Origin of the sequence: Thauera terpenica 58Eu (assembly GCF_000443165.1) — a bacterium.
Classification (GTDB): Bacteria; Pseudomonadota; Gammaproteobacteria; order Burkholderiales; family Rhodocyclaceae; genus Thauera; species Thauera terpenica.
The window spans coordinates 128,415-151,393 of sequence record NZ_ATJV01000001.1 but is presented as its reverse complement, the minus strand read 5'-3'; the positions used below and the strand labels follow the sequence as shown (position 1 = coordinate 151,393).

General features: G+C 65.0%; 26 protein-coding genes. 4 read left to right on the top strand and 22 right to left on the bottom strand.

All coding sequences use genetic code 11. The annotated features are described in order from the left end of the window. Positions 1–40 precede the first annotated feature (40 nt). On the bottom strand, positions 41–463 hold the full coding sequence (locus M622_RS21500; protein ID WP_370696022.1) for a YqaA family protein: 423 nt from the start codon (positions 461–463) through the stop codon (positions 41–43). 107 nt (positions 464–570) lie between these two features. Between M622_RS21500 and M622_RS21495 the strand changes: the two genes are divergently transcribed. Beyond that, complete coding sequence (locus M622_RS21495) at positions 571–1,017, top strand: PsiF family protein (RefSeq protein WP_021247604.1); 447 nt, start codon at positions 571–573, stop codon at positions 1,015–1,017. Positions 1,018–1,078: 61 nt separating this feature from the next. On the opposite strand, the gene M622_RS21490 is transcribed toward M622_RS21495, so the two are convergent. From M622_RS21490 to M622_RS21475, 4 genes are all read right to left on the bottom strand, one after another. Then, on the bottom strand, positions 1,079–1,945 hold the full coding sequence (locus tag M622_RS21490) for an FHA domain-containing protein (RefSeq protein WP_021247603.1): 867 nt from the start codon (positions 1,943–1,945) through the stop codon (positions 1,079–1,081). Positions 1,946–2,034: 89 nt separating this feature from the next. Beyond that, positions 2,035–2,958: a tRNA 2-thiocytidine(32) synthetase TtcA gene (gene ttcA, locus M622_RS21485; protein ID WP_021247602.1), complete on the bottom strand. Its 924-nt coding sequence runs from the start codon at positions 2,956–2,958 to the stop codon at positions 2,035–2,037. Between the two features lie 50 nt (positions 2,959–3,008). After that, the gene (locus M622_RS21480) at positions 3,009–3,992 is read right to left on the bottom strand and encodes an NAD(P)/FAD-dependent oxidoreductase (protein WP_021247601.1); all 984 of its coding nucleotides are present in this window, start codon (positions 3,990–3,992) and stop codon (positions 3,009–3,011) included. After that, positions 3,989–4,810 carry a hypothetical protein gene (locus tag M622_RS21475; protein WP_021247600.1) on the bottom strand — a complete coding sequence of 274 codons (822 nt, stop codon included), beginning with the start codon at positions 4,808–4,810 and terminating at the stop codon, positions 3,989–3,991. The genes M622_RS21480 and M622_RS21475 overlap by 4 nt, the downstream gene beginning before the upstream one ends. Before the next feature lie 125 nt (positions 4,811–4,935). On the opposite strand from M622_RS21475, the gene M622_RS21470 reads away from it, so the two are divergent. Continuing rightward, the gene (locus M622_RS21470) at positions 4,936–6,111 is read left to right on the top strand and encodes a class I SAM-dependent methyltransferase (protein ID WP_031346023.1); all 1,176 of its coding nucleotides are present in this window, start codon (positions 4,936–4,938) and stop codon (positions 6,109–6,111) included. Positions 6,112–6,135: 24 nt separating this feature from the next. Here M622_RS21470 and M622_RS21465 read toward each other — a convergent pair whose 3' ends face one another. Continuing rightward, on the bottom strand, positions 6,136–6,939 hold the full coding sequence (locus tag M622_RS21465; RefSeq protein ID WP_021247598.1) for an alpha/beta hydrolase: 804 nt from the start codon (positions 6,937–6,939) through the stop codon (positions 6,136–6,138). A gap of 186 nt (positions 6,940–7,125) precedes the next feature. Here M622_RS21465 and M622_RS21460 point away from each other — a divergent pair, with 186 nt between their 5' ends. Next, entirely contained in the window at positions 7,126–7,323 is a 198-nt protein-coding gene (locus tag M622_RS21460; RefSeq protein WP_021247597.1) for a DUF2905 family protein, read from the top strand. Between the two features lie 21 nt (positions 7,324–7,344). On the opposite strand, the gene M622_RS21455 is transcribed toward M622_RS21460, so the two are convergent. From M622_RS21455 to M622_RS21440, 4 genes are read right to left on the bottom strand one after another with little or no spacing between them, the layout of a single operon-like run. After that, positions 7,345–8,601: a multifunctional CCA addition/repair protein gene (locus tag M622_RS21455; RefSeq protein WP_021247596.1), complete on the bottom strand. Its 1,257-nt coding sequence runs from the start codon at positions 8,599–8,601 to the stop codon at positions 7,345–7,347. Then, positions 8,601–9,245 (bottom strand): glutathione S-transferase family protein, encoded by a 645-nt coding sequence (locus M622_RS21450; RefSeq protein WP_021247595.1) that lies wholly within the window; start codon positions 9,243–9,245, stop codon positions 8,601–8,603. The genes M622_RS21455 and M622_RS21450 overlap by 1 nt, the downstream gene beginning before the upstream one ends. Before the next feature lie 24 nt (positions 9,246–9,269). Beyond that, the gene (locus M622_RS21445; protein WP_031346021.1) at positions 9,270–10,226 is read right to left on the bottom strand and encodes a complex I NDUFA9 subunit family protein; all 957 of its coding nucleotides are present in this window, start codon (positions 10,224–10,226) and stop codon (positions 9,270–9,272) included. A gap of 55 nt (positions 10,227–10,281) precedes the next feature. Next, positions 10,282–12,222 carry a lytic transglycosylase domain-containing protein gene (locus M622_RS21440; RefSeq protein ID WP_021247593.1) on the bottom strand — a complete coding sequence of 647 codons (1,941 nt, stop codon included), beginning with the start codon at positions 12,220–12,222 and terminating at the stop codon, positions 10,282–10,284. A gap of 40 nt (positions 12,223–12,262) precedes the next feature. On the opposite strand from M622_RS21440, the gene M622_RS21435 reads away from it, so the two are divergent. Further along, positions 12,263–12,856 (top strand): 5-formyltetrahydrofolate cyclo-ligase, encoded by a 594-nt coding sequence (locus M622_RS21435; RefSeq protein WP_031346020.1) that lies wholly within the window; start codon positions 12,263–12,265, stop codon positions 12,854–12,856. 36 nt (positions 12,857–12,892) lie between these two features. On the opposite strand, the gene ilvA is transcribed toward M622_RS21435, so the two are convergent. From ilvA to ubiT, 12 genes are all read right to left on the bottom strand, one after another. Further along, positions 12,893–14,413 carry a threonine ammonia-lyase, biosynthetic gene (ilvA, locus tag M622_RS21430; RefSeq protein WP_021247591.1) on the bottom strand — a complete coding sequence of 507 codons (1,521 nt, stop codon included), beginning with the start codon at positions 14,411–14,413 and terminating at the stop codon, positions 12,893–12,895. A 123-nt stretch (positions 14,414–14,536) separates the two neighbouring features. Continuing rightward, a complete protein-coding gene (hprK, locus tag M622_RS21425) occupies positions 14,537–15,484 on the bottom strand; it encodes an HPr(Ser) kinase/phosphatase (RefSeq protein ID WP_021247590.1) in 948 nt (315 codons plus the stop codon). Beyond that, on the bottom strand, positions 15,453–15,938 hold the full coding sequence (ptsN, locus tag M622_RS21420; RefSeq protein ID WP_031346019.1) for a PTS IIA-like nitrogen regulatory protein PtsN: 486 nt from the start codon (positions 15,936–15,938) through the stop codon (positions 15,453–15,455). The genes hprK and ptsN overlap by 32 nt, the downstream gene beginning before the upstream one ends. Before the next feature lie 136 nt (positions 15,939–16,074). Beyond that, a complete protein-coding gene (gene hpf / locus M622_RS21415; protein ID WP_021247588.1) occupies positions 16,075–16,401 on the bottom strand; it encodes a ribosome hibernation-promoting factor, HPF/YfiA family in 327 nt (108 codons plus the stop codon). A 17-nt stretch (positions 16,402–16,418) separates the two neighbouring features. Next, complete coding sequence (locus tag M622_RS21410; protein ID WP_021247587.1) at positions 16,419–17,864, bottom strand: RNA polymerase factor sigma-54; 1,446 nt, start codon at positions 17,862–17,864, stop codon at positions 16,419–16,421. Positions 17,865–17,871: 7 nt separating this feature from the next. Continuing rightward, a complete protein-coding gene (lptB, locus tag M622_RS21405) occupies positions 17,872–18,594 on the bottom strand; it encodes an LPS export ABC transporter ATP-binding protein (RefSeq protein ID WP_021247586.1) in 723 nt (240 codons plus the stop codon). Then, complete coding sequence (gene recX, locus M622_RS21400) at positions 18,581–19,030, bottom strand: recombination regulator RecX (protein ID WP_021247585.1); 450 nt, start codon at positions 19,028–19,030, stop codon at positions 18,581–18,583. The genes lptB and recX overlap by 14 nt, the downstream gene beginning before the upstream one ends. Positions 19,031–19,050: 20 nt before the next feature. After that, positions 19,051–20,094 carry a recombinase RecA gene (recA, locus tag M622_RS21395; protein WP_021247584.1) on the bottom strand — a complete coding sequence of 348 codons (1,044 nt, stop codon included), beginning with the start codon at positions 20,092–20,094 and terminating at the stop codon, positions 19,051–19,053. 130 nt (positions 20,095–20,224) lie between these two features. Next, a complete protein-coding gene (locus M622_RS21390; protein ID WP_031346018.1) occupies positions 20,225–20,722 on the bottom strand; it encodes a CinA family protein in 498 nt (165 codons plus the stop codon). A gap of 22 nt (positions 20,723–20,744) precedes the next feature. After that, positions 20,745–21,227, bottom strand: a complete 483-nt coding sequence (locus tag M622_RS21385; RefSeq protein WP_021247582.1) for a phosphatidylglycerophosphatase A family protein — start codon at positions 21,225–21,227, stop codon at positions 20,745–20,747. A gap of 46 nt (positions 21,228–21,273) precedes the next feature. Then, positions 21,274–22,275, bottom strand: coding sequence for a thiamine-phosphate kinase (gene thiL / locus M622_RS21380; RefSeq protein ID WP_021247581.1), 1,002 nt, complete (start codon positions 22,273–22,275; stop codon positions 21,274–21,276). 135 nt (positions 22,276–22,410) lie between these two features. Then, on the bottom strand, positions 22,411–22,956 hold the full coding sequence (gene ubiT, locus M622_RS21375) for a ubiquinone anaerobic biosynthesis accessory factor UbiT (protein ID WP_021247580.1): 546 nt from the start codon (positions 22,954–22,956) through the stop codon (positions 22,411–22,413). Positions 22,957–22,979 lie beyond the last annotated feature (23 nt).

Genomic DNA, 22,979 nt, shown 5'->3' with positions numbered 1-22,979 from the left:
CGCAGGCGCCTGAGCTTGAGGCAGGCCCACAGCGTAGCGCCTATTGCAGCAAGCTGGCGATCACACCGTAGCGCAAGCCCTTGCCCAACGCCATCCAGACCAGGCAGCTCAAGCCGCTCAGGCGCAGAACGCCTGCGGCAACGCACAGGGCGTCGCCGAGCAGCGGCACCCACGACAGTAGCAGGATGGGGCTGCCGTGGCGACGTACGAGCTCGAGCCGGGGTGAGGCTTCCTTGCGCGGCAGCAGGCGACCCAGCGCGTAGCTGCTCATGCCACCCGCGGTATTGCCCAGGGTCGCCAGCGTCAATGCTGGCAGGCTCAGATCCGGGCGCAGGGCGAGGAGGCCGGCAAGCGCCACTTCGGACCCCCCGGGGAGCAGGGTGGCGGCCAGAAAGGCGGAGAGCGTCAGGGCTCCGAGCAGGGCGAGGTCGCTGTCAGGCCACATCGGGGCGAACCAGCTCATGAGCATGGGAGGGTGCTGGAGGGTTCATGTAAAACCTGTTTGACATGAAAATATGACATGAGCAAAATTGGTGCTGCGCTTCCGCGCACTTTCCTGGAGAGTTCACAATGAAGAACATTCTGTCTGTCCTGGCTGCCAGCCTGGCCCTCGTTTCGCTGACGCCAACCGAAGCGCTGGCCAATCCCCAGCATGAACGCATGAAGCGCTGCAACGCAGATGCGAAGGCACAGAGCCTGAAAGGGGACGCGCGCAAGGCGTTCATGAGTACCTGCCTCAAAGGCAAGCACGATGCGGGCGCGACGACGCAGGCCGCGGTGCCGGCCGAGCCGGTCGCGCAGCCGGCGGCGAGTTCGGGCGCAGCCACCCAACCCGCAGTCCAGGCTGCGGCTGTGAAGCCTGACCTGAGCCCTGTTCCGGGTGAGGCCATGCCGGCAACGGCCACCGCGCCCGCCACAAGCGGCGACAGGAAGCAGGCCTGCAGCCAGGCCGCAGCCGAGCAGTCGCTCACGGGTGCGAAGCGCAAGGCCTTCATTGCCGAGTGCAGCAAGGGCTGAACGGCGCGCGCTGAGGCCACTCGTCCGCCCGCAGCGGCGGGTGGTCCCTCAGCTGGCGATGTCAGACGATGTCGAAGAACACCAGGTCGCGCTCGACCTCGCCCGCCGAGAAACCGCAACCGATTCGGCCGGGACCGCGCAATACCAGTTTGTCGCGATGAATGCGACATTCCTCATTGCCGTCGACCGAAACAAAAGTGCCATTGGTGCTCTGGTCGATCAGGGTGAAGCCCTCGCGTCGGCGCTCAATGCGCGCGTGCTGTCGCGAAGCGCGTGCATCCATGATCACGATGTCATTGCCGAGTTCGCGTCCGAGCAGCAACACCGGGCGCTGCTCCTCAACAAAAAGATTGTCTTCCTGGTGGCGCAGGCGCAGGCGCTGTGACAGGTGCGAGGTGGGTGGAATCGAGGTCACCATACCTACGCGTTGACCGATGGCGAAGATGGGCCAGTCGAACTCGCTCACGGCCGTGTCATGCAGTGCTTGGGCACCCGCCGCATGGCGTGCGCCTGGGGTCAGCAGCATGATCACCGTGCCAGTGGCCAGTGCCTGTTCAGCTTGAGCGTGAGCCGCCACGCGGCGTGCGACGCTTATGCCTTCCCCGCTGCGCGCGTCCTTATCGACGATGCCGTAATGCAGCCCGATATGGACGGGCTGGCGCAGTCCGCTCAGGTTCGGCAGGCTGCGGATGCGATCGAGCATGTCGTTCGCTGCCAGTACGCCCGCATCACAGCGATCGAAACAGGCCACGATCGAAAACCCTTGCTGCAGCAACAGGTGTCCGTCATGCGCCGCGATCGCGCGTTCGATGCGGTTCAGGCAGCGTTCGGCTGCGTGCGCGGCCTCCGTGTTGCCAAGGCGTGCGACAAAGTTCTCGCCAGCGGTTGCATTCGCAACCAGCACGCAGAGGTTCTTGCGTTCGGACATGGGCTTTAACGAGGGCTGAATGCAAGGAGTGAAGGACCCATGATGTTGAAATGTGGGGTGTAGTGCAAGCCCTTCCCCGCTTCCCGCCACTATCGATCGTTATTTGCCGAAGACAGGAACTGCACAGTCCGGGCGCTGGGCTGGGGGAGTTCGAGCGGATCGAAGGCGGTGTCGCCTTCTTCGACCACTGTTTGCTGCGTCAGGCTGACGAAGTCGAACAGGCGCGGGTCAGCCAGATGCGAGGGCACGACGTTCTTCAGCGCGGTGGCGAGCGACTCGATGCGACCGGGAAAATCGCGCGCCCAATTCTGCAGCATCCCCTTGATGAGCTTACGCTGGGCGTTTTCCTGCGAGCCACAGAGGTTGCAGGGAATGATGGGGAACGCCATCGTGCACGCAAAGCGGGTGATGTCGGCCTCGGTGCAGTAGGCGAGGGGGCGGATGACGACATGTTTGCCGTCGTCGCTGACCAGTTTCGGGGGCATGGCCTTGATCTTGCCGCCGAAGAACATGTTCAGGAACAGCGTTTCGAGCATGTCGTCACGGTGGTGACCGAGGGCAATGCGGCTGGCGCCGATCTCCGTTGCCGCGCGGTAGATGATGCCGCGTCGTAGCCGCGAACACAGCGAGCAGGTGGTCTTGCCGGCGGGAATCTTGTCCTTGACGATGGAGTAGGTGTCTTCGGTGATGATGCGATATTCGACCCCAATCGATTCGAAATAGGCCGGCAGGATGTGGTCCGGGAAGCCGGGCTGCTTCTGGTCGAGGTTCATCGCCACGATGCGAAAGTCGACCGGTGCGCGCTCGCGCAAGGCGAGCAGGCAGGACAGCAGGGTGTAGGAGTCCTTGCCGCCGGAGACGCAGACCAACACCGTGTCGCCGTCGCCGATCATGTTGTAGTCGCCGATGGCCTCGCCCACGCTGCGCTCGAGTTTCTTCTTCAGGCGCAGGAAAGTGTTGGATGTGCCTCTGGCGAGGGGTGAAGTGAGCTGGGGAAGATGCGAAATCTGCATGGCTATAGCCGACGAGGTGTTGTTGAAAACTTTGGGGCACGAGTCAATCGTTATGTCGGGAGTAGCCCCAGCCGGCGTTGATCGAGTTCGATCGTCCGAGCGACACGGGCACCTGCGGAAAGCGCGTTGACGACACTGGGAAACTCCGGGGTGCACACGTCGCCGGCCACGTAGATGCCTGCAATGCCGGTGCGGCCCGATGCGTCGGCAATGATGTAGCCACGCTCGTCGAGCGTGGGGGGGTGTCCGAGTCCGGCGGCGAGTAGGTCGGTGATCTCGGCTGTGTTCGGACTGTAGCCCGCCAAAATGTGAATGCGCTCGACGACGAGTGACACCTCTTGTGCTGGGGTGCTCAGGATCAGGTGGATCAGCGGAGGCTCGACGCGAGCTCGCCGGATCTGGGTCTGCGCGAACAGGCTGAAGGCCGGGTGCGTGGCCACGGCGTTGGTGAATCCGCTCTGGGCGCTCGGGCTGGAGCGGGCGAGCAGGCTGACCCTGGCGCCTCTTGCGAGCAGCATCAGCGCGTTTTCGTAGGCATTGTCTCCGGCGCCGACAATGAAAACGTGGCGACCAGCGACTGCGTCGAGTTGCGCAAAACAGTGAGGGCCGGAGATCAGCGAATCCGAGGGGATCGAGTCGAACCCCGGCATATCGGCCAGCACTTCGCCTCCCCGATAGCGCGTGCCGGTGGCGAGCACCACGGCAGAGCAGGCAAATTCGGTGGTGCCTGTCGGGGATAAAATTGCGACGGTTAGCGTGCCGTTCGTTGCGCGCTGGATCCGCTTCACCTGCGATGTAGTGAAGATACGGACGCCCAGTGTGGCGAGGTGGCCGACAAAACGGCGCGCAAGCGCTGGGCCAGTCATGTTCTGCTGGCCCAGAACCGAGGTGTTTTTGAGAAACTGGAAATTTTGCAGGCCGCCAGGCCTTTGAGCGCACTCGACGAGGATCGGGGTCAGCCCCATGTTCTGCAGCCACAACGCGCAGGACATGCCGGCAGGGCCAGCACCCAGAATGACAACAGGTAGAATCATGCCTGTGTGGTGGAAAATCTGTTCCAGCCTTCCTCAGCAAGGGAGAAGAGGAAGTAGCGCAGGTCCTGGGCGAAATACAGCTTGGCGGCAGGGTCCCACAGAAAGTCGTTCGCTAGCCTGTGGCGAAGACAGATCTTCAGCAAAGGGACGGCTTGCGTAGTGACGTAGCTCATCGATTGGTCGACCTCATAGCCTTCATGGCGGGCACCCTCGCAGGTTACCGGAAAATGGCGGGCGAGCCAGGATCCGCCGGGCTCTGCCGGAGGAGGGTCGATGCACGGTATGAACACAACCACATTCATCTTGGTGACGTTGAAGTCGACTTGAAAGCGGATGTGCGCTGTGGCCATTCCTGTCCCCACCCCGCGGCTCAAGGTAAGGCGGTAATGCGCCGTCGGTGCGCCGCGATGGTGGGTCAGTTCGACGTCGCTGTGAGCGATCTCGTCGGTCAGGGCGCTTAGGTCACCGGCTTGATGTGTTGTCCTGAGGGCTTCCGGGATCGTAGTGGCAAGCAACTCCCGGCTCTTGCGAGTTAGCGCGGAAACGCCGGTCTGTGCAAATACGAGATAGACAAGCACAATCACCGGGACGAAGCTTGTCGTCACAATTCGTACCCCGGTGTCAAGGACGTTGCCGCAGTTGCCGCGGTCGCCGCAATTGACGCTCCCCATCCAGAGAAGCCACAGCCCCGCGACAAAGGTCGCGACGCCGAGGCAGAGTGCAAGACTGCGGGCCCAGAGCGGCACTGAGAGTTGCTTAAATTGTTGCAGCAAGCCGATGGCCGGATTGTTCTCCAGCGGAGGGTAGGTGCTAGACATTTGAGTCCCATGTCATGATTTCGACGGACAGGTGAATCTTATCCTATCGCCCATGGGCGATGTGCCAGTCCGACCTTCGATGCGACGGTACAATGCCTGACTCGTCCTAACACTCGGGTTAGACCTTGTCACTATTTTCTCAGCCTTCCGTCGATGCGCTCGACCAGAGTGTTCGCCTGCTTGAACTCGTGGCGGCTGACATTGATGCCGGCGACGGCTGGATTCCCTTTTCGCGTTACATGGAGCGCGTGTTGTATGCGCCTGGCCTCGGCTATTACAGCGGCGGCGCGCGAAAGTTCGGCCCTGGAGGCGATTTCATCACCGCGCCCGAGCTCACCCCCTTGTTTGGTCAGGCCCTGGCTGCCCAGATCGAGCAACTCATGCGGGCAAGTGCGCCGCAGGTGATCGAGGTCGGCGCCGGGACGGGCCTGCTGGCAGCGGACTTGTTGCTCGAGCTCGAAGCACGCGACTGCCTGCCCACGCACTACGGCATCCTCGAGCTGTCCGGTGAGCTGCGCGCACGCCAGTTCGACACCCTGGCGCAGAAGGCCGCACATCTGGCGCCGCGCGTGCGCTGGCTCGATGAACTGCCGCAGCGCTTCAGTGGCGTGGTGGTGGCCAACGAGGTGCTCGACGTGATGCCTGTTCACCTGCTCGCTTCGCGCGCGGACGGCCTGTTCGAGCGCGGGGTGAGCCTCGCGCCTGATGGCGACGGCGCGCGCCGTCTGTGCTGGGCCGATGTACCGGCGACGGGCGCGGTGCGGGACGCGGCGCAGGCGCTGGATTTGCCCGTGCCGCGTGAAGGCGAGTACGTCACCGAGCTCAACCTCGCCGGCGCGGCCTGGGTATCGGCCTGGGCCGAACGCATCGAAACCGGCGCCTTGTTGCTGATCGATTATGGCTATCCGCGCGCCGAGTATTACCTGCCCTCACGCTCCAGCGGCACGCTGCTGTGCTACTACCGCCACCGTGCCCATGGCGACCCCTTCCTGTGGCCGGGCCTCAATGACATCACCGCCTTTGTCGACTTCAGCGCGGTCGCCGAGGCGGCCTTTGCCGCGGGGTTCGACGTTGGGGGCTATACCACGCAGGCGCAGTTTCTGTTCAATTGCGGGGTGCTCGAATGCCTGGCGCGCCGAGGTCCACCCGAGAAAGCCGATTACATTCGCGCCGCGCGTGCCGTGCAGCGCCTGACTGCGCCGCAGGAGATGGGCGAGCTGTTCAAGGTGCTGGCCCTCAGCCGCGGCATCGACCAGCCCCTGCTCGGCTTCATGCGCGGCGACCGCGTGCACACCTTGTAGCGCTGTGCCCTTGGCGCCCCGGGTTCACAGTCCCTGTTCTTCCAGCCAGCCCGCGATGCGCTCGGCGACCTGCTCCCAGTCGCGCTCCAGCATCATGCCGTGGCCCATGTCAGGGAAGATCTCCGCCTCGCCGCCGTAGGTCATCGCCGTCATGTGTACCTGATCGGGCGGGATCAGCATGTCGTGTTCGGCGCCCAGGATCAGCATCGGCGGCTGGTACATGCGGCCGGGCTGGGGCAGGTTGAACAGGGTCATGTCCCAGATCGCGCGGTGCGACTCGGGCTGGCTCAGGCGGTAATAGCGCCTCAGATCGGATTCGCTGACCGGCTGGTGGAACAGTGCTTCACGCAAGCTGCTGATATCGACGTCCTCGCTCATCATGATGCGGTTGAGGTCGGACAGGAGCATGGGCTTCTTGAGCATCAGCCCATAGGCCGAACCCATCAAACCCTGCGGTGGCACGGACGACATCAGCACCGTTGCCGGTACGTTGTATTGCTCGAGGTATTTCTGCACCACCAGACCGCCCATCGAGTGACCGATCAGGACGGGGGCCGCCGGCAGCTTGGCGATCACTTCGTCAAGGTCGCGGACGTAGTTGTCGATCGAGTAGGAGTCCAGATGCTCACGCTGCCGGCTGCGGCCGTGACCGGACAGCGACACCGCATACGAAGTCCATCCGCGTGCCGCGAACCAGGGCAGGAAATGCTCTTCCCAGCACCACGCGGACACATAGGCGCCATGCACGAATAGCAGCGGTGTCGGACGCGCGCGTCCGGAAGGTGAGTGGCACAGGACTTCGAGTTCGCCGAAGCGGTGGGTGTTCATTGCGACATCTCCCGTATCCTGGCGGACAGACGGTGGTGATCGGACGGGGCGCCCGGATTGTGCGCGGCGAATCGCCAGTGCGGGGGGAGTTGCATGATGGGTTCAGGGTTCCGTTGGTTCGGTGGCGGCCGTCGTGCGTGCTGCGCGCAGCGGTCGCAGGTCTGATTCTTGTTGCCGGGGGGTGCGATGCTGAAATGGCTGCTGGTGCTGAGCGTGCTTGTGCTGGTGAGTGGCCTGCTGCGGCCACGTACGCCCAGGCGCCTGCGTCTTGGGCGGCTGCCCGGTGATCTCGCATTTCGCTTTCGCGGCCAAGAATACCACCTCCCTTTTGCCTCGACCCTGTTGCTGTCCTTGCTGGCATGGCTCATTCTGCGCGCCTTGTGAGCGGGCGCGCAGTCAAGTGCGTCACGGCCCGGGTGCATTCTCGCGGACAGCGTCCGTGTCTGCTGCACGCAGCCCGAGTGCACGCACCGCGGCCACGCGCGCAGCGTGGACTGCCTGCGGGATTTGTGCCTTGTCGGTGCAGGCGAGTGCGATCGCCCCTGCATCGACGCTGCGCAGCGCGTCCAGCGCCCTCAGCCACAGCTGGTAAGGCCCCCAGGCGGGCCTGGAGGCGCCGCCGCGGCCATGGTAGTCGCAGGCAGTGGCATCCAGGGCCAGCACGAAGCGCTGCGGGCGGCGCAAGGCATCACAGCGCTCCATCACCTTCACCATGGTTTCGGGGCGCAACTCTGCGGCCTTGCCGAGTACACCGTGTTCGCGCGCCACCATTTCGGCCAGCTCGCGACATTCGGTCGGTGCTTTCAGTCGCATCGACACTTCGCGCGCCCGGCGCGCGCTGGCGAGCTCATGGCCGTAGTGGTGGGGCAGGATGTCGGCCGGCGTATCGCCCTTGCCGAGATCGTGGAGCAGGCAGGCCCAGCGCACGGACAGTGGTTGCGCGGTGGCGGCAGCATGGTCGATCACCATGAGGACGTGCTCGCCGGTGTCGATCTCGGGGTGATGGAGGGCGGGCTGGGGCACGCCGAAGAGGCGCTCGAGCTCAGGCAGGAGCTGGGCGAGCGCACCACAGTCGCGCAGCACACGGATCATGCGTGAGGGCTGGGCCTCCATCAGGCCGCGGGCGAGCTCCTGCCACACGCGCTCGGCCACCAGGTGATCCACTTCGCCCGCCGCCACCATGCCCCGCATCAGCGCGAGGGTTTCAGGTGCGATGCTGAAGTCGGTGAAGCGGGCGGCAAAGCGCGCCACGCGCAGGATGCGCAGCGGGTCTTCGGCGAACGCGGGTGATACATGACGAAAGACGCGGGCTGCGATGTCCGCCACGCCGCCGTGGGGGTCGATCAGGCGACCGTCCTCGTCGCGAGCGATGGCATTGATCGTCAGGTCGCGGCGCAGCAGGTCGTCTTCAAGGGTGACCTCGGGTGCGGCGTAGCAGGCGAAGCCGGTATAGCCCGGGCCGGATTTTCGTTCGGTACGCGCGAGCGCGTACTCCTCCTGCGTATGTGGATGCAGGAACACCGGGAAGTCCTTGCCCACGGCGCGAAAGCCCTGTGCCAGCATGTCGGCGGCGGTGCTGCCGACCACGACCCAGTCGCGGTCCTTGACCGGCAGCCCGAGCAGGGCGTCGCGCACTGCGCCGCCCACTACATAGCACTGCATCAGCCGTACAGGTCCTCTTCTGCGATGGACTCGGTCTCCGCCCTTGCCGCGGCTTCCCATTCCTGCATGTGCTTGTTGGCGAGCATGGTGGCGAGGTAGTCGCCTGCCGCGCCATTCACTTCCAGCCCGTAGGTCTTGCAGCGAAAGCACACCGGCGCGAAGGCGGCGTCAGCCAGGGTGAAGTGACCGAACAGGTAGGGGCCGCCCGCGCCGAAGCGCGCACGGCAATCATTCCAGATCGCGATGATGCGTGCGATGTCCTCATCCACATCGGGGCTGCGACCGAAGCCGCGGTAATCCTTGCGGATGTTCATCGGCATGTGGGTGCGCAGGTCACGAAAGCCGGCGTGCATTTCCGCGCTGACCGCACGTGCGGTGGCGCGCGCGACCGGATCGGCCGGCAGCAGGGCGGGCTGCTTCTCCGCCAGGTACTCACCGATCGCGAGTGAGTCCCACACCAGCACGCCGTTATCGTTGAGACAGGGCACCTTGCCCGAGGGCGAGTGCGACAGAATGCGTTCGCGGCTATCTGGCCGGAAGAGCGGGATATCGATTTCACCGAAATTGAAGCCGCCTTCGCGTGCGGCAAGCCAGGCGCGCAGGGACCAGGACGAGTAATTCTTGTTGCCGATGATGATTTTCATGCCTGACTCCGGGGTGGTGAGGCGTTAGCGGCGCGCGTAGCGACGAAGGGGGTAGTAGCTTGCGCGCACGGTGTCCTGGCCCAGCCAGCTCGGCACCACGGCTTCGAGCGCGGTGGGCCGGAGGCCGAAGGGTAGGGGTTCGCCCGCGGTGATGTTGTCCACGCGCATCGAGCGCAGGTTGTCGCGACTCATCAGGGGCTGGGGTGCGAGCTCGAGCAGGCGGGCCTGGATCATGCCCAGGCTTTCCGGCAGTCCGATCACCCGCCGCGGCTTGCCGATCAGGGCCGAGACGTACTCGACGAGCTGGCGCAAGGTATAGACGCTCGGTCCGGCGACGTCGAAGCTCTGCCCGGCGGCGTCGGCCGTGATCAGGCTGCGCCACACCACTTCGGCAAGGTCCTCGACATACACCGGCTGGAAGCGCGCGTCGGCCCCCGCCAGCGGGAGCACAGGGAAGACGGCGGCGAGGCGGGCGAACATGTTGAGAAAGCGGTCGTCGCGACCGAAGATGACCGAGGGGCGCAGGATGACCCAGTCCAGGTCGGCGCCGGTGCTGCGGATCGCCGCTTCGCCGGCGGCTTTGGAGCGCTGGTATTCGGAGGGGCCGTCGGCGCTGGCACCCAGCGCGCTGATGTGCACCAGGCGCTTGACCCCGGCCTGACGACAGGCGGCAACGATCTTCTTCGGTAGCTCGACGTGGGCACGGGCGAAGCCGGGGCCGTAGGGCTCGCCGCTGCGCGAGTGCAGCACGCCGACCAGGCTGAGCACCGCATCGGCGCCGGCGAACAGACGCTCGAGCGTGGCCGGGTCATGTACGTCGGCGTCCACGACCTCGACCGTGGGCAGGAGCAGGATGTGGCCGGCGCGGCTGCGGTGACGGGTGGGGACGATGACGTTCACCCCGGCTTCGCCCAGGCGGTTAGCGATGGCACGACCTACGAAACCGGTGCCGCCAACGAGAACGACGCGTTTGAGTTGCATGATCAAGACTCGCTGTTGTTGATTGATCGGGATGTGAGCTGTGTGCTGTCGGATTTCATTCGCCGGGCGGGCGCGGGCTGATCATGCCCAATCTCGATTTCAATGACTGGGGTTGAGCTTCGAGCAGCGCAGCATAGATGATGGCATTGGTCATGACCTTCTTGACGTAATCACGAGTTTCGTCAAAAGGAATGGTCTCGGCATAGATCGCGCCTTCGAGTGCCTTGTCGTCCCGCCAGCGCCGCGCGCGGCCCGGGCCGGCGTTGTAGCCGGCGCTGGCCAGCACCGGATGGTCGTCTAGCCCGTCGAGGATGAGGCGCATGTAGCTGGTACCGAGCAGCACATTGGTGTCGAGATTGGAGAGCAGGCCTTGATGGTAGCCTTTCAGCCCGATCTTGCCCGCCACCCACTTGCCGGTGGCCGGCATCACCTGCATCAGGCCCTGGGCGCCAGCGCTGGAGCGGGCGGGGATGACGAAGCGGCTTTCCTGGCGCATCACGCCGTACACCCAGCCCAGGTCCAGCCCCTGGCTGCGTACCTGGGGCTCGATCAGGTCACGGTAGGGAGTGAGGAAGCGCAGCGCGAAATTCGTGCGCGAGTTGGCGAGCTCGGCCGTGTTGATGGCACGGTCGTAGATTTCGTTGCGCAGGGCGAGGTGGGCCGCGGCCAGGCGAAACTGTTCGTCGCGCTCGCGCAGTGCCCAGATCCACTCGCGCACCGCTTCGGTACGCATGTCGAGCCGGTACAGCGCCAGCGCGCGCACCAGGCCAGGGTCGGTTTCGGCCTCGGCGAGCTTGGCGGTGGGCAGCAGGCCATTGCTGGCGGGGGGCGCAAACGGCTGACCAAGCTCTTCGCCTGCCAGGATGCCGTAAAAATGAGGTTCGCCAGCGATGCGGGCAAACAGGCTTGCGGCTACCTCGTGGCGGTCGCCGGCAGCATGCGCACGGCCGAGCCAGTAGGTCCATTCCGGCAACTCGCGTTCGGCTTCGGGCATGGCTTCGATGGCGCTGCGAACCGCGTTCCAGTCCGGCGCGCGCAGCGCTGCACGCACGCGCCAGGCGCGCTGCAGCGGGCTCAGCTCAGCCGCGCTGGCAGCGCGGTAAAGATCGAGGGCTTCCGGGAGCTGCTCGATGGCGGCATGCATCGCGATGACCGCATGGATGTGGCTGCGCTCTTCGGCGCCTAGGCGATCCTGCACGCTGAGCAGGCGCGTGTAAGCGGCGCGCGGGTCAGCGCGTGCCACGCGGGTCAGGGCGGCGAGCACGAGTTCGCGGCCGGCGCGGGTCACGGCGAAGTTGGGCGGCAGGCGGTCAAGCCATGCCGCCGAGGATTTCAGCGCCTGTTCAACCTGGGCGGCAGGGGGTGCGCTGTCTGCCGGGAGCCAGCTCCAGGTCAGGCGCGCGTTATCGGGCTTGCGCGTATCGACCTGACGGCGCGCGCGGCGCCAGACGTCGTCCTCGTGCACTCGTGCGGATGCGTAAGCGGCCTGCAGCGCAGTGTCACACGCTGCCGGGGCGTCATCGAGAGCACTCCATTCAGCGGCCACCGCATCGAGTACGTCGCGATTGCCGCTCATCAGCTGCGCGGTCCACGCGGTGCACCGCATTTCGCGGTCGGGGTTGAGCAGGCCGGGGAAGAGGGCGAGGAAGGACGCCCAGTCGCCGTCCGTGGCCATGCGCCGCAGCCAATCCACACGCACACGCTCGGCCAGCATGCTGCCGGCCTCCTGTTCGAGGAAAGCTTCGAGCATGGGTGCAGGAGGCGTTTCGGGGCGTGCCAGGACGTTGATCAGGCGCCAGTAGCGCACGTAGGGATCGAGTGGGTGGCTGCTGGGCTCGAGCGCGAGGCGCTCCAGCGTGTTGCGGTCCCCCTTGCGCACAGCCTCGCGAGCGGCGACGATGCGGTCGTCGCCAGAATCCGGGGCGGCTTGCCCCAAACCCGCTGTCGCGATCAGCATCCCGACCGTGAACAGCGCGGCCCTTGCGCCTTTATGCATGCTCTTCATTCTCCCCAATCGCAGCTAACATACCACAGTGATGAAGCCAGTTTCTGACCCCGCAGATGACATTGTGCAATGCCGCAACCGATTGCGCCGCAAGGCGCTCGAGGCACGCGAGTGCTTGAGCGCAGCGCAGCGACAGGCTCTCGAGCGCCAGTTGGTGGCGCATCTCGACAAGGTGATCGAAGAGCTGGCGCCACGCTCGATCGGATTTTGCTGGCCCTACCGTGCAGAGCCCGATCTGCGCGCGTGGATACAGGCCTGGCTGGCGCAGGACGAAGACCGCATCGCGGCCCTGCCGGTCGTGCTGGAGAAGGACGCCGCCATGCACTTTCGGCCTTGGGTGCCCGGTGCGGCAATGGTGCTCGACCGCCACGGCATCCCACACCCGGCCGCCGCAGCGGAGGTGGTGCCCGAAGTGGTGCTGGTGCCCTTGAATGCCTTCGATGCGGCGGGCTATCGCCTGGGCTACGGCGGTGGCTATTTTGACCGCACGCTGGCGCAGCTGGATACGGTCGCGATCGGGGTGGGCTTCGAGCTTGGCCGTGTGCCCAGCACCTGGCCGCAATCGCATGACCGGCCCATGCAGTGGATCGTCACCGAGGCGGGCGCGGCGCGGGTGCAGCGCTGAGGGTCTTCGCCGCGCCCGTGCCTGAGCTTTTGTCGCTCAGGCGGCAAGGAACAGGCGGTAGGCCGGGTTGTCGGTCTCGGCTGCGTACTGATAGCCGACGCGTTCGAGAAAGTCCGCGAACGCCGCTGCGTCGTCGGCGGGAACCTGCATGCCGACCAGCACGCGTCCATAATCCGAGCCGTGATTGCGATAGTGGAAGAGCGAGATGTTCCAGTCCGAATGCAGCTTGGAGAGAAAATTCGCCAGCGCGCCCGGGCGCTCGGGGAACACGAAGCGGTAAATGACTTCGTTTTCAGCCTGCGGTGAGCGGCCGCCGACCATGTAGCGGATGTGCATCTTGGCCAGCTCATTGTCGGTGAGGTCGAGCGCCGGCAGGTCGTGGCGTTCGAGCATTTCCACCAGGCGACCGGCCTCGCTGCGATTGTGCACGCTGACGCCGACAAAGATGTGGGCGCGCTCGGCGTCGGCGTAGCGATAGTTGAACTCGGTGATGCTGCGCTTGCCCAGCACATTGATGAACTTGCGGAATGAGCCGGGCTTCTCGGGAATCGTCACTGCCAGCAAGGCCTCGCGCTGTTCGCCGAGTTCGGCGCGCTCGGCCACGAAGCGCAGGCGGTCGAAGTTCATGTTCGCGCCCGATGCAACGGCCACCAGGCTCTTGTCGCGCAGCTTGTGGCGTCTGACGTATTCCTTGGCGCCGGCAATCGCGAGCGCACCCGCCGGCTCGAGGATGGAGCGCGTGTCCTCGAACACGTCCTTGATCGCGGCGCAGATGGCGTCGTTATCGACGAGGATCATCTCGTCCACGTACTGCTGGCACAGGCGGAAGTTCTCTTCGCCCACCTGCTTGACCGCCGCGCCGTCGGCGAACAGGCCGACCTGCTCGAGCGTGATGCGTTCGCCGGCAGCGAGCGATTGTGTCATCGCGTCGGCGCCGACGGCTTCCACGCCGATGATCTTCGTTTCCGGGCGCAAGCGCTTGATGTAGGCCGCGACGCCGGCGATCAGTCCGCCTCCGCCCACGCAGCAGAACACGGCATGGATGGGCTGCGGATGGGCGCGCAGGATCTCCATTCCCACCGTGCCCTGGCCGGCGATGACGTCCGGGTCGTCAAAAGGATGGACGAAGGTGAGCTTTTCGGTCTTTTCCAGTTCGAGCGCGTGGGCGTAGGCGTCCGAGTAGGACTCGCCCACGAGCACGACCTCGCCACCACGCGCCTTCACCGCGTCGATCTTGATCTGCGGGGTGGTGCTGGGCATCACGATCACCGCGCGCACGCCCAGCTTCGCCGCTGACAAGGCGACCCCCTGTGCATGGTTGCCGGCCGAGGCACAGATGACGCCGCGCTTCAGCGCCTGCGGGGAGAGCTTGGCCATCTTGTTGTACGCGCCGCGGATCTTGAAGCTGAACACCGGCTGCATGTCCTCGCGCTTGAAGTAGATGCGGTTGTGCATGCGTGCAGACAGATTGGTGGCGAGGTCGAGTGGGGTTTCGACCGCAACGTCATACACCTGGGCATTCAGGATGCGCTCGAGATAATCCGTGGGGGCGTTCATGAGGGCTCGCGTAGGGGCTCGTGCCGAAGCAACAAAGTCGACGAGGGTAGCAGCCGATGCGGCGCTGCCGCAATAGCGCCTTTGTGCGCGCTGCGCCAGCCCCGCCCGGGGCGGCTGTAGTGCTCAGCCCGTGCCCTCGTCGGACTGGCTGTCCATCGCCTGCATCTGGCGCTTGATGAATTCCTGCATCGCATCCACCCCACGCAATTGCAGGATGGTCGAGCGCACGGCGGCCTCGAGCAGCACCGCGAGGTTGCGGCCTGCCGCCACTGGCAGCACGACGCGAGCAATGTTGACGCCGAGAATGTCCTTCACTTCCTGCTGCAATGGCAGGCGACTGGGGTCGCCGGCGCCGGGCTGGCGGCGCTCGAGGTGGCAGACCAGGCGCAGGCGCATCTTCCTGCGGCAGGCGGTCTCACCAAAGATGGTGCGGATGTTGAGGATGCCAAGGCCGCGGACTTCGATGAAGTCCTGCAGCATGGGGGGGCAGCGGCCTTCGAGCACGGTGGGCGCGATGCGCGAGAATTCGACGATATCGTCCGCGACCAGGCCGTGGCCGCGCGAGATGAGTTCGAGCGCAAGCTCTGATTTTCCTGCGCCGGAGTCACCGGTGATCAGTACGCCGACACCCAGCACGTCCATGAACACGCCGTGCAGCGAGGCTTTTTCGGCCAGCTCCCGCGACAGGTAGAGGCGCAACTGATCGATGACGCCCGCTGCCGCCTGTGGCGTGGTGAACAGCGCAACATCGTAGGCTTCGCAGGCTGCGCGGATGACGTTCGACACTGCACAGCCGTCGGCAAGAATGATCGCCGGGGGCTGGCAGGAGAGGATTTCATTGAGGTGGTGGGTGACCTTGTCGGTCGACTGGCGCTGAGCCCAGGCCAGCTCTGCAGCGCCGATGATCTGCAAGCGGGTGGGGTGAATCAGGTTCAGGTGGCCGATGAGGTCGGCAGGCCAGATGCGCTCTTCAGCAACCGACAGCGTCGCATCCAGTCGACCGCTGACATGGGTGAGCTCAAGATGCCCGCGTTCGGTCTCAAACAGCCGCGCGACGCTGGTTTGTCGCATCACTACCCCAGTTCATGAACATCTGGTGGATATGTGCGGCGTCCGGGGCGTGCAGCAACTCTTCGCGGAAAGTGCGATCGCTGAACATCTGCGCCAGTTCGGAGAGGAGCTGAAGATGGGTTTCGTTGGCTTGCTCGGGAACGAGGAGCACGAACAGGAGGTTGACCGGTCGTCCGTCGGGCGCATCGAACTGCACCGGTGTCGCCAGGCGCAGAAAGGCGCCCGCTGCGTCCTTGAGGCCCTTGATGCGACCGTGCGGGATGGCGATTCCCTGGCCGAGGCCAGTGGAGCCGAGACGTTCGCGGGCGAACAGGCTGTCGAACACCAAGCTGCGGGCGATGCCCTGATTGTTCTCGAACAGCAGGCCGGCCTGTTCGAAAACGCGCTTCTTGCTGCTGGCATCGAGATCGACCACCACGTTGGTAAGTGGCAGGAGTTGAGGTATCAGGCTCATTCGCAGTAGAGCTTGCGCAACGCCGCTACCGCTGGCGCCACGCTGGGCGGAGGGACGGACCGGGATGCGTTGAAGCCGCGTCTTAAAAACGCGCGCATTATACCCACACCCCGGATATAAAACCGCAAGCAGGCGATCAGACCTCCGGCGGAGCCTGGTGCTTCACTGATTCGTGGTTGTGGTCGGTCAGCTTCTGCTTGTACTTCTGCACCTGGCGGTCGAGCTTGTCGGTCATCGCGTCAATCGCGGCATACAGGTCGGCGTCCTCGCTCTCGACGAAGATGTCCTTGCCGCGCACGTGCAGCGTGACATCGACCTTTTGCTTGAGCTTTTCAACCGAGAGCGTCACCGTGACGCTGGTGACATTGTCGAAGTGGCGAATGACGCGGTCGAGTTTCGAGCTCAAGTAGTCACGAATGGCCGGGGTGACTTCGACGTGGCGCCCGGTGATGTTGAGATTCATGGTAACTCCTGTTGTTGTCAGATCGATTTGCGCAGACTGACCGGCGGGATATTCAGTGATTCGCGGTACTTCGCGATCGTGCGACGTGCGACCACGATACCCTGCTGGCCCAAAACTTCTGCAATCTTTGCGTCGGAAAGGGGTTTTTTCCCGTCCTCAGCCTCGACCAGCTGGCGAATCAGCGCGCGAATCGCCGTGGAAGAAGCCGCTCCGCCAGTATCGGTGGAAACGTGACTGCCGAAGAAATACTTGAGTTCGAACACCCCGCGTGGGGTGGCCATGTACTTCTGTGTGGTGACGCGAGACACCGTCGATTCGTGCAGTTCGAGCTGATCCGCAATCTCGCGCAGGGTGAGCGGCCGCATTGCCACGTCCCCATGATCGAAGAACTGCCTCTGCTGGTCAACAATGGCCTGCGACACGCGCAAAATGGTGTCAAAGCGCTGCTGCACGTTCTTGATCAGCCAGCGTGCCTCCTGCAGTTGACCACTGAGACCGCCTGTCTGGCCTCGATTCTGCTGCAGCAGACTGGCGTACAGACTATTTACCCGCAGCCTGGGCATGGCCTCCTGGTTGAGGTTCACGGTCCAGAGGCCACGCGTCTTGCGCACGATGACATCGGGCAGCACGTAGCGCGTGTCCGATGCTGCGTGGCGTGAGCCCGGGTGGGGGTCGAGGCTGCAGATCAGGGTGTGGGTGGCGCGCAGGTCCTCGTCGTTGCAGCCGGTGAGCTTTTTCAGGCGGACGAAGTTGCGTTCGGCGAGCAAATCCAGGTGTTGGTCGACGATTTCAAGGGCCAGCATCTGGATCGAGCTTTCCGGTCTTGCGCGCAGCTGCAGCGAAAGGCATTCCTGTGGCGTGCGTGCGCCGACGCCTGCGGGGTCAAGGCTCTGCACGTGGTGCAAGGCAATCGAGAGCTCATCGAGATCGATCGCGAACTCGGGTGGCAACAGCTCAAGCAACTCTTCCAGCGGCTGGTACAGGTAGCCGTCGTCGTCGATGGCCTCGATGATGAAGCGCACCAGGGCGCGGTCGCGATCGTTCAGTGGCGAGAGCGCAACCTGCTGGTCGAGATGCTCGCGCAAGGACAGTTCGGCGGCCTGAAACTCCTGGAAGTCGTCGTCGTCATCGTCACGCTTCGCAGATGCTCCGGTGCCGACATTGGACCAGTCGATGCCCTCCTCGTCACGCTCGCTGCCTTGTCGGACCTCGTCTTCGTCGCTGGTCGCACGCTCCTGTGCCTGCTCGCGTTCGCGCTCGGCTGGGGACGCACTGGTGGCGAGGCCGGGTTGCGCCACGAAGTCATCTTGTTCGTCGCGCTCCAGCATCGGGTTGTCGAGCAGAAAACGTTCGATCTCCTGATTCAACTCCAGCGTAGACAGTTGCAGCAGCTTGATTGACTGTTGCAACTGCGGGGTCAGGGTGAGGTGCTGCGAGAGCTTGAGCTGGAGACTGGGCTTCATCCTGGACCTAGAGGCGGAAATGCTCCCCGAGATAGACCTCGCGGACTCTGTCGTTGGCGATGATCTCGGCTGGATGGCCGCTGGCAAGCACACGGCCCTCGCTGAGGATGTAGGCGCGGTCGCAGATGCCCAGGGTCTCGCGCACGTTGTGGTCGGTGATCAGGACGCCGATGCCACGTTCCTTGAGAAAGCGGATGATCTTCTGGATGTCGAGCACTGCAATCGGGTCGACGCCGGCAAAGGGCTCGTCAAGCAGGATCAGGCGCGGACTGGTGGCCAGTGCGCGTGCAATCTCGCAGCGCCGACGTTCGCCGCCAGAGAGCGAAATTGCAGTGTTGTCGCGCAGGTGGCTGATGCCGAGTTCCGCCATCAACTCCTCCAGGCGCTCATCGACCGCACGCGTTTCCAGGCCCTGAAGTTCAAGCACCGCACGGATGTTCTGCGCCACGGTGAGCTTGCGAAACACGCTCATTTCCTGCGGCAGGTAGGACAGCCCCAGGCGTGCGCGGGCGTGAATCGGCAAGTGGGTGAGGTCCTTGCCGTCCAGGCTGATCTGGCCGCCATCGGCGCTGACGAGGCCGACGATCATGTAAAAACAGGTGGTCTTGCCCGCACCGTTTGGGCCCAGCAGACCGACGACCTCGCCCGAGCCGACCTCAAAGTCGACATCGTGCACCACGGTGCGCGCCTTGTAGCGCTTTTGCAGGCCGGCGACCTTAAGCAGACTCATCGTAAGGCTCTTTAAGCAGCTTGCGGATCAGGTCGGACGCAAAACCGCGGGTTTGTAGAAAACGGGCCTGCCGCGCCCATTCGCGGGCGTCGGTGGGAGGCGCGGGAAAACGGCTGTGCAACACCGTGCGTGCGCGTTCGATCTCGGGGGTGCTGCATTCGCCAGCGATGGCCTCATCGATCAATTCGCGCTCGACGCCGCGACGGCTGAGTTCATTGCGCAGGCGGGCGGCCCCGAAGCGCGTCGCCTTGACACGCACGAAGGCTTCGGCGTAACGCGTATCGGATTGCAGGCCGAGTTCACCCATGCGTGCGATCACGGCCTCGATCTCGTCAGCACTGCCGTGGGCTGCAAGCTTGCGCGCCAACTCGGCACGTGAGTGATCGCGGCGTGCCAGGTGGCGGAGTGCGCGTTCGCGCAGCGTTGTTTCAGCCATTGCCGCCCACCTGTCTGACCTCAGGCTTCAGTCGCGGAGGCTGTGGCGGGCGCGGCTGCGCCGGGGGCCATTTCGGGCAGACCAACGGTGACCCGAACCTTGTTCTCGATCTCACGTGCAAGCGCTGGATTGTTGCGCAGGAACTCGCGCGAATTGTCCTTGCCCTGGCCGATCTTGTCGCCACTGTAGGCATACCATGCGCCCGACTTGTCGACGATCTTGTGGGCAACGCCGAGGTCAATGATCTCGCCCTCACGCGAGATGCCTTCGCCGTAGAGGATGTCGAAATGCGCTTCCTTGAAGGGTGGCGCCACCTTGTTCTTGACGACCTTGACCCGGGTTTCCGAGCCGACCACTTCGTCGCCCCGCTTGATGGTGCCGGTGCGGCGAATGTCCATGCGTACCGACGAGTAGAATTTCAGGGCATTGCCGCCGGTCGTGGTCTCCGGGCTGCCGAACATGACGCCGATCTTCATGCGGATCTGGTTGATGAAGATCACCAGAGTATTGGTGCGCTTGATGTTGGCGGTGAGCTTGCGCAAGGCCTGTGACATCAGACGTGCCTGCAGACCGGGCAACTGGTCACCCATCTCGCCCTCGATTTCCGCCTTTGGCGTCAGCGCCGCGACCGAGTCGATCACCACCACATCGACACCACCCGAGCGTACCAGCATGTCGGTGATTTCAAGCGCTTGTTCGCCCGTGTCGGGCTGCGAGATGAGCAGGTTGTCGATATTGACGCCGAGCTTCTCCGCGTAGCCGACGTCGAGCGCGTGCTCGGCGTCGATGAAGGCGGCGGTGCCACCGATCTTCTGCATCTCGGCGATGATCTGCAGCGTCAGCGTGGTCTTGCCGGACGATTCCGGGCCGTAGATCTCGACCACCCGGCCGCGCGGCAGGCCGCCCAGACCCAGGGCGATGTCCAGCCCGAGCGAGCCGGTGGACACGGTCTGGATGTCGCGTTCGACGTTGCCGTCGCCCATGCGCATGACCGACCCCTTGCCGAACTGTTTTTCGATCTGCGAGAGCGCGGCAGCGAGCGCCTTGGCCTTGTTGTCGTCCATGAAAGTCGTTCCTGAATGATTGTCGAATTATGGCACAGAGCTTGCTGTGATGTTTTCGTGAAGCGGGCGCTGACAGTTTAAGAGCTGAATATAAATACAGCAATCGAAACGAAGAGGAGTAAGAGGAGTTTCAGGCAGGCGCTGTGCTTGCGAGCTCGATGAGCCCGCGCAGCGCATGGATGACGCTCTGGCGCCGCACTGCAGCCCGGTCGCCGGGGAGTTGCAGCGTGCGTACGCGGATGGGCTGGCCGCGCCGGGCCCAGGCCAGGCACACCATGCCCACAGGCTTGGCGAGGGTGCCGCCGCCGGGGCCGGCGACGCCCGATACCGCAACCGCGAGCTGCGCGGTGCTGTGTTCGAGCGCGCCTTGTGCCATCTCGGCAACGGTGGCCTCGCTGACGGCGCCCGCGGTGGCGAGGGTCGCGGGGGACACGCCGAGCATGTCGACCTTGGCGGAGTTCGAGTAGGTGACGAAGCCGCGGTCGAACCACGCCGAACTGCCGCTGATGGCGGTGACGGCCTCGGCAACCCACCCTCCGGTGCAGGATTCGGCGGTGACCAGCATCCAGCCGCGCGCTGTCAGCGCTTCGCCGACAGCGCGCGAAAGTGCGTTCAGTTCTGCGTCCATTGCCATCTCCATGCGGCTTCCATCATATGCCAAAAACATTGACGAAGATTGCCAGCGCGAGCAGGGCGTAGCCTGCGGCGACGATGTCGTCGAACATCACGCCGAAGCCGCCCTTGAAGCGGCGATCCGCCCAGCTCACCGGGGGCGGCTTGACGATGTCGAAGAGGCGGAAGAGGGCGACGGCGACGGCCTGCCACAGCAAGCTTGGCGGGGTGAAGGCCAGTACCAGCCAGGTGGCGATGATCTCGTCCCACACGATGGCGCCGTGGTCGGCTACGCCCAGGGCCTGGCCGGTGCGCTCGGTGGCGAGCACGCCGGCGAGGAAGAAACTGACGAGCATGGCGAAGAAGACGAACTCCGACAGCGGTGTGCGCAGCAGCGGATACAGTGCCCACGCCAGCAGTGTGCCCGCGGTGCCGGGCGCCCAGGGCGAGAGCCCGGCGCCGAAGCCAAGTGACAGGAAATGGGCAGGATGGCTCAGCAGCAGGCGTGGCGTCGGGCGCATGGGGTCGATCCGGTGTGGTGGTCGGTGGCGGAAGGCGGGGTGGTGCTCAGCTGGGTGCAGGCTTGCGCGCGAAATGATCGTAGCCCGCTGCCGCCAGGCTCACGCGCTGGCCATCTGCCTCATGCAGCATGATCTCGCCGGCCTGGGCGGTGATGAAGCCGATGCGGTGTAGCGCCACACCGAGCCGTGCGCCGAGCGCGCCCAGCGTCGCCCGCGCACCGGGTGCTGCGGTGAATAGCAGCTCGTAATCGTCGCCGCCACTCAGCAGGCAGTGTCGTGCGCTGCCTGGCGGGGCTCCGGTGGCGAGCAGCGCGGCCAGCGGCAGGCTGGGCGCGTCAAGGACTGCGCCGACGTGGGAGCGCTCGAGAATGTGAGCCAGATCACCGAGCAGGCCATCGGAGACGTCGAGCATTGCGCTGGCCAGCCCACGCAAGGCCTGCCCGAGCGCGCTGCGTGGCTGTGGCCGTTGCAGTGCCGCGAGACATTCATGCCGGGCGGCGGCGTTCAGGCTGAGCTCGGCGCGCAGCGCCGCCAGTCCGAGCGCAGCCCGCCCGGGCTGGCCGGATACCCACAGATCCTCGCCGGTGCGGGCGCCGGCGCGCGTGATCGCCTCGCCCTGTGGCACTTCACCGATGATGGTGAGGGCAAGGTTGAGCGGCCCGCGCGTGGTGTCCCCACCGGCGAGGTCCACCCCAAAGGCGTCGGCGCAGGCAAACAGGCCGCGGGCGAAGGCCTCGATCCAGGCCTCATCGACCGCGGGCAGGGCCAGGGCGAGAAAAGCCCAGCGCGGCTCGGCGCCCATCGCGGCAAGGTCGGAGACATTCACCGCCAGCGTCTTCCAGCCCAGATCTTCGGGGTCGGTGTCGGCGAGAAAGTGGGTGCCGCACACCAGCATGTCGGTCGACACCGCCAGCTGCATCCCCGGCCGTGCGCGGACGAGGGCGGCATCGTCGCCGATGGCGAGCTCGGTGTGTGTCGTGCTGCGGGTGAAATGGCGCCGGATCAGATCGAATTCGGAAACGGCCGCGCCAGGGGAAGCGGAAGACATGATGCGTCGGGCGACAGCGCGCCGTTGAAGCGGGGCAACAAGCTTAACGCAGATGCCGCGCCCGGGCGTCGGTGCGAGCTCGCCAGTGCTGCGCGCGCCGGCGCCGCTCGCTCCCGTCGCCGGCGCCGCTCGCGCTCAGCTGCGGCGGCCGCTCAGCCGGGTCTTCAAGGCGTCCCAGTCAACCGCATCCAGGGTGTTCTTCACCAGCAAGCCGAGGTCGGTGTCGCCTTCCATGCGCAGCCGGCGGCTGAAGAACAGCGTGTCGGGGTCCTCTTCGCGCAGCGCCAGGGCGATGAAGTCGCGCGTGGTGGCAGAGATGACGAGATCGGGTTTTTGGGGCTGGTCCGATGTGAAGCGGTGAAAGCCCTTTTCGGCAAGGCTGAAGTCCAGTGTCAGGCCGGCGTCGAGCACCCGCATCTGCAGGTGGCGGCCGCTGAGCGGCGCCAGCGTGTCGCGCGGCAGGATGCGATCGAGGGCGAGGTTCAGCGCCAGGGTCAACAAGCGTGTGGGCGGCTGCTGGGGCAAGCGTGAAACCAGCTTCGCGACCGGCGCGGGTACGGTGAAGGCGGGAATGCGCAGACCCGAAAGCTGTTCAGTCATGCGCTGACGCAGGCTACCGGGCAGGAGCTCAGCCAGCATCGGGGGGCGCGGCAGGGAGGGCAAAGGGGGGAGTGCCGGCATGGTGGATTCCTGAGGGTTCGGCG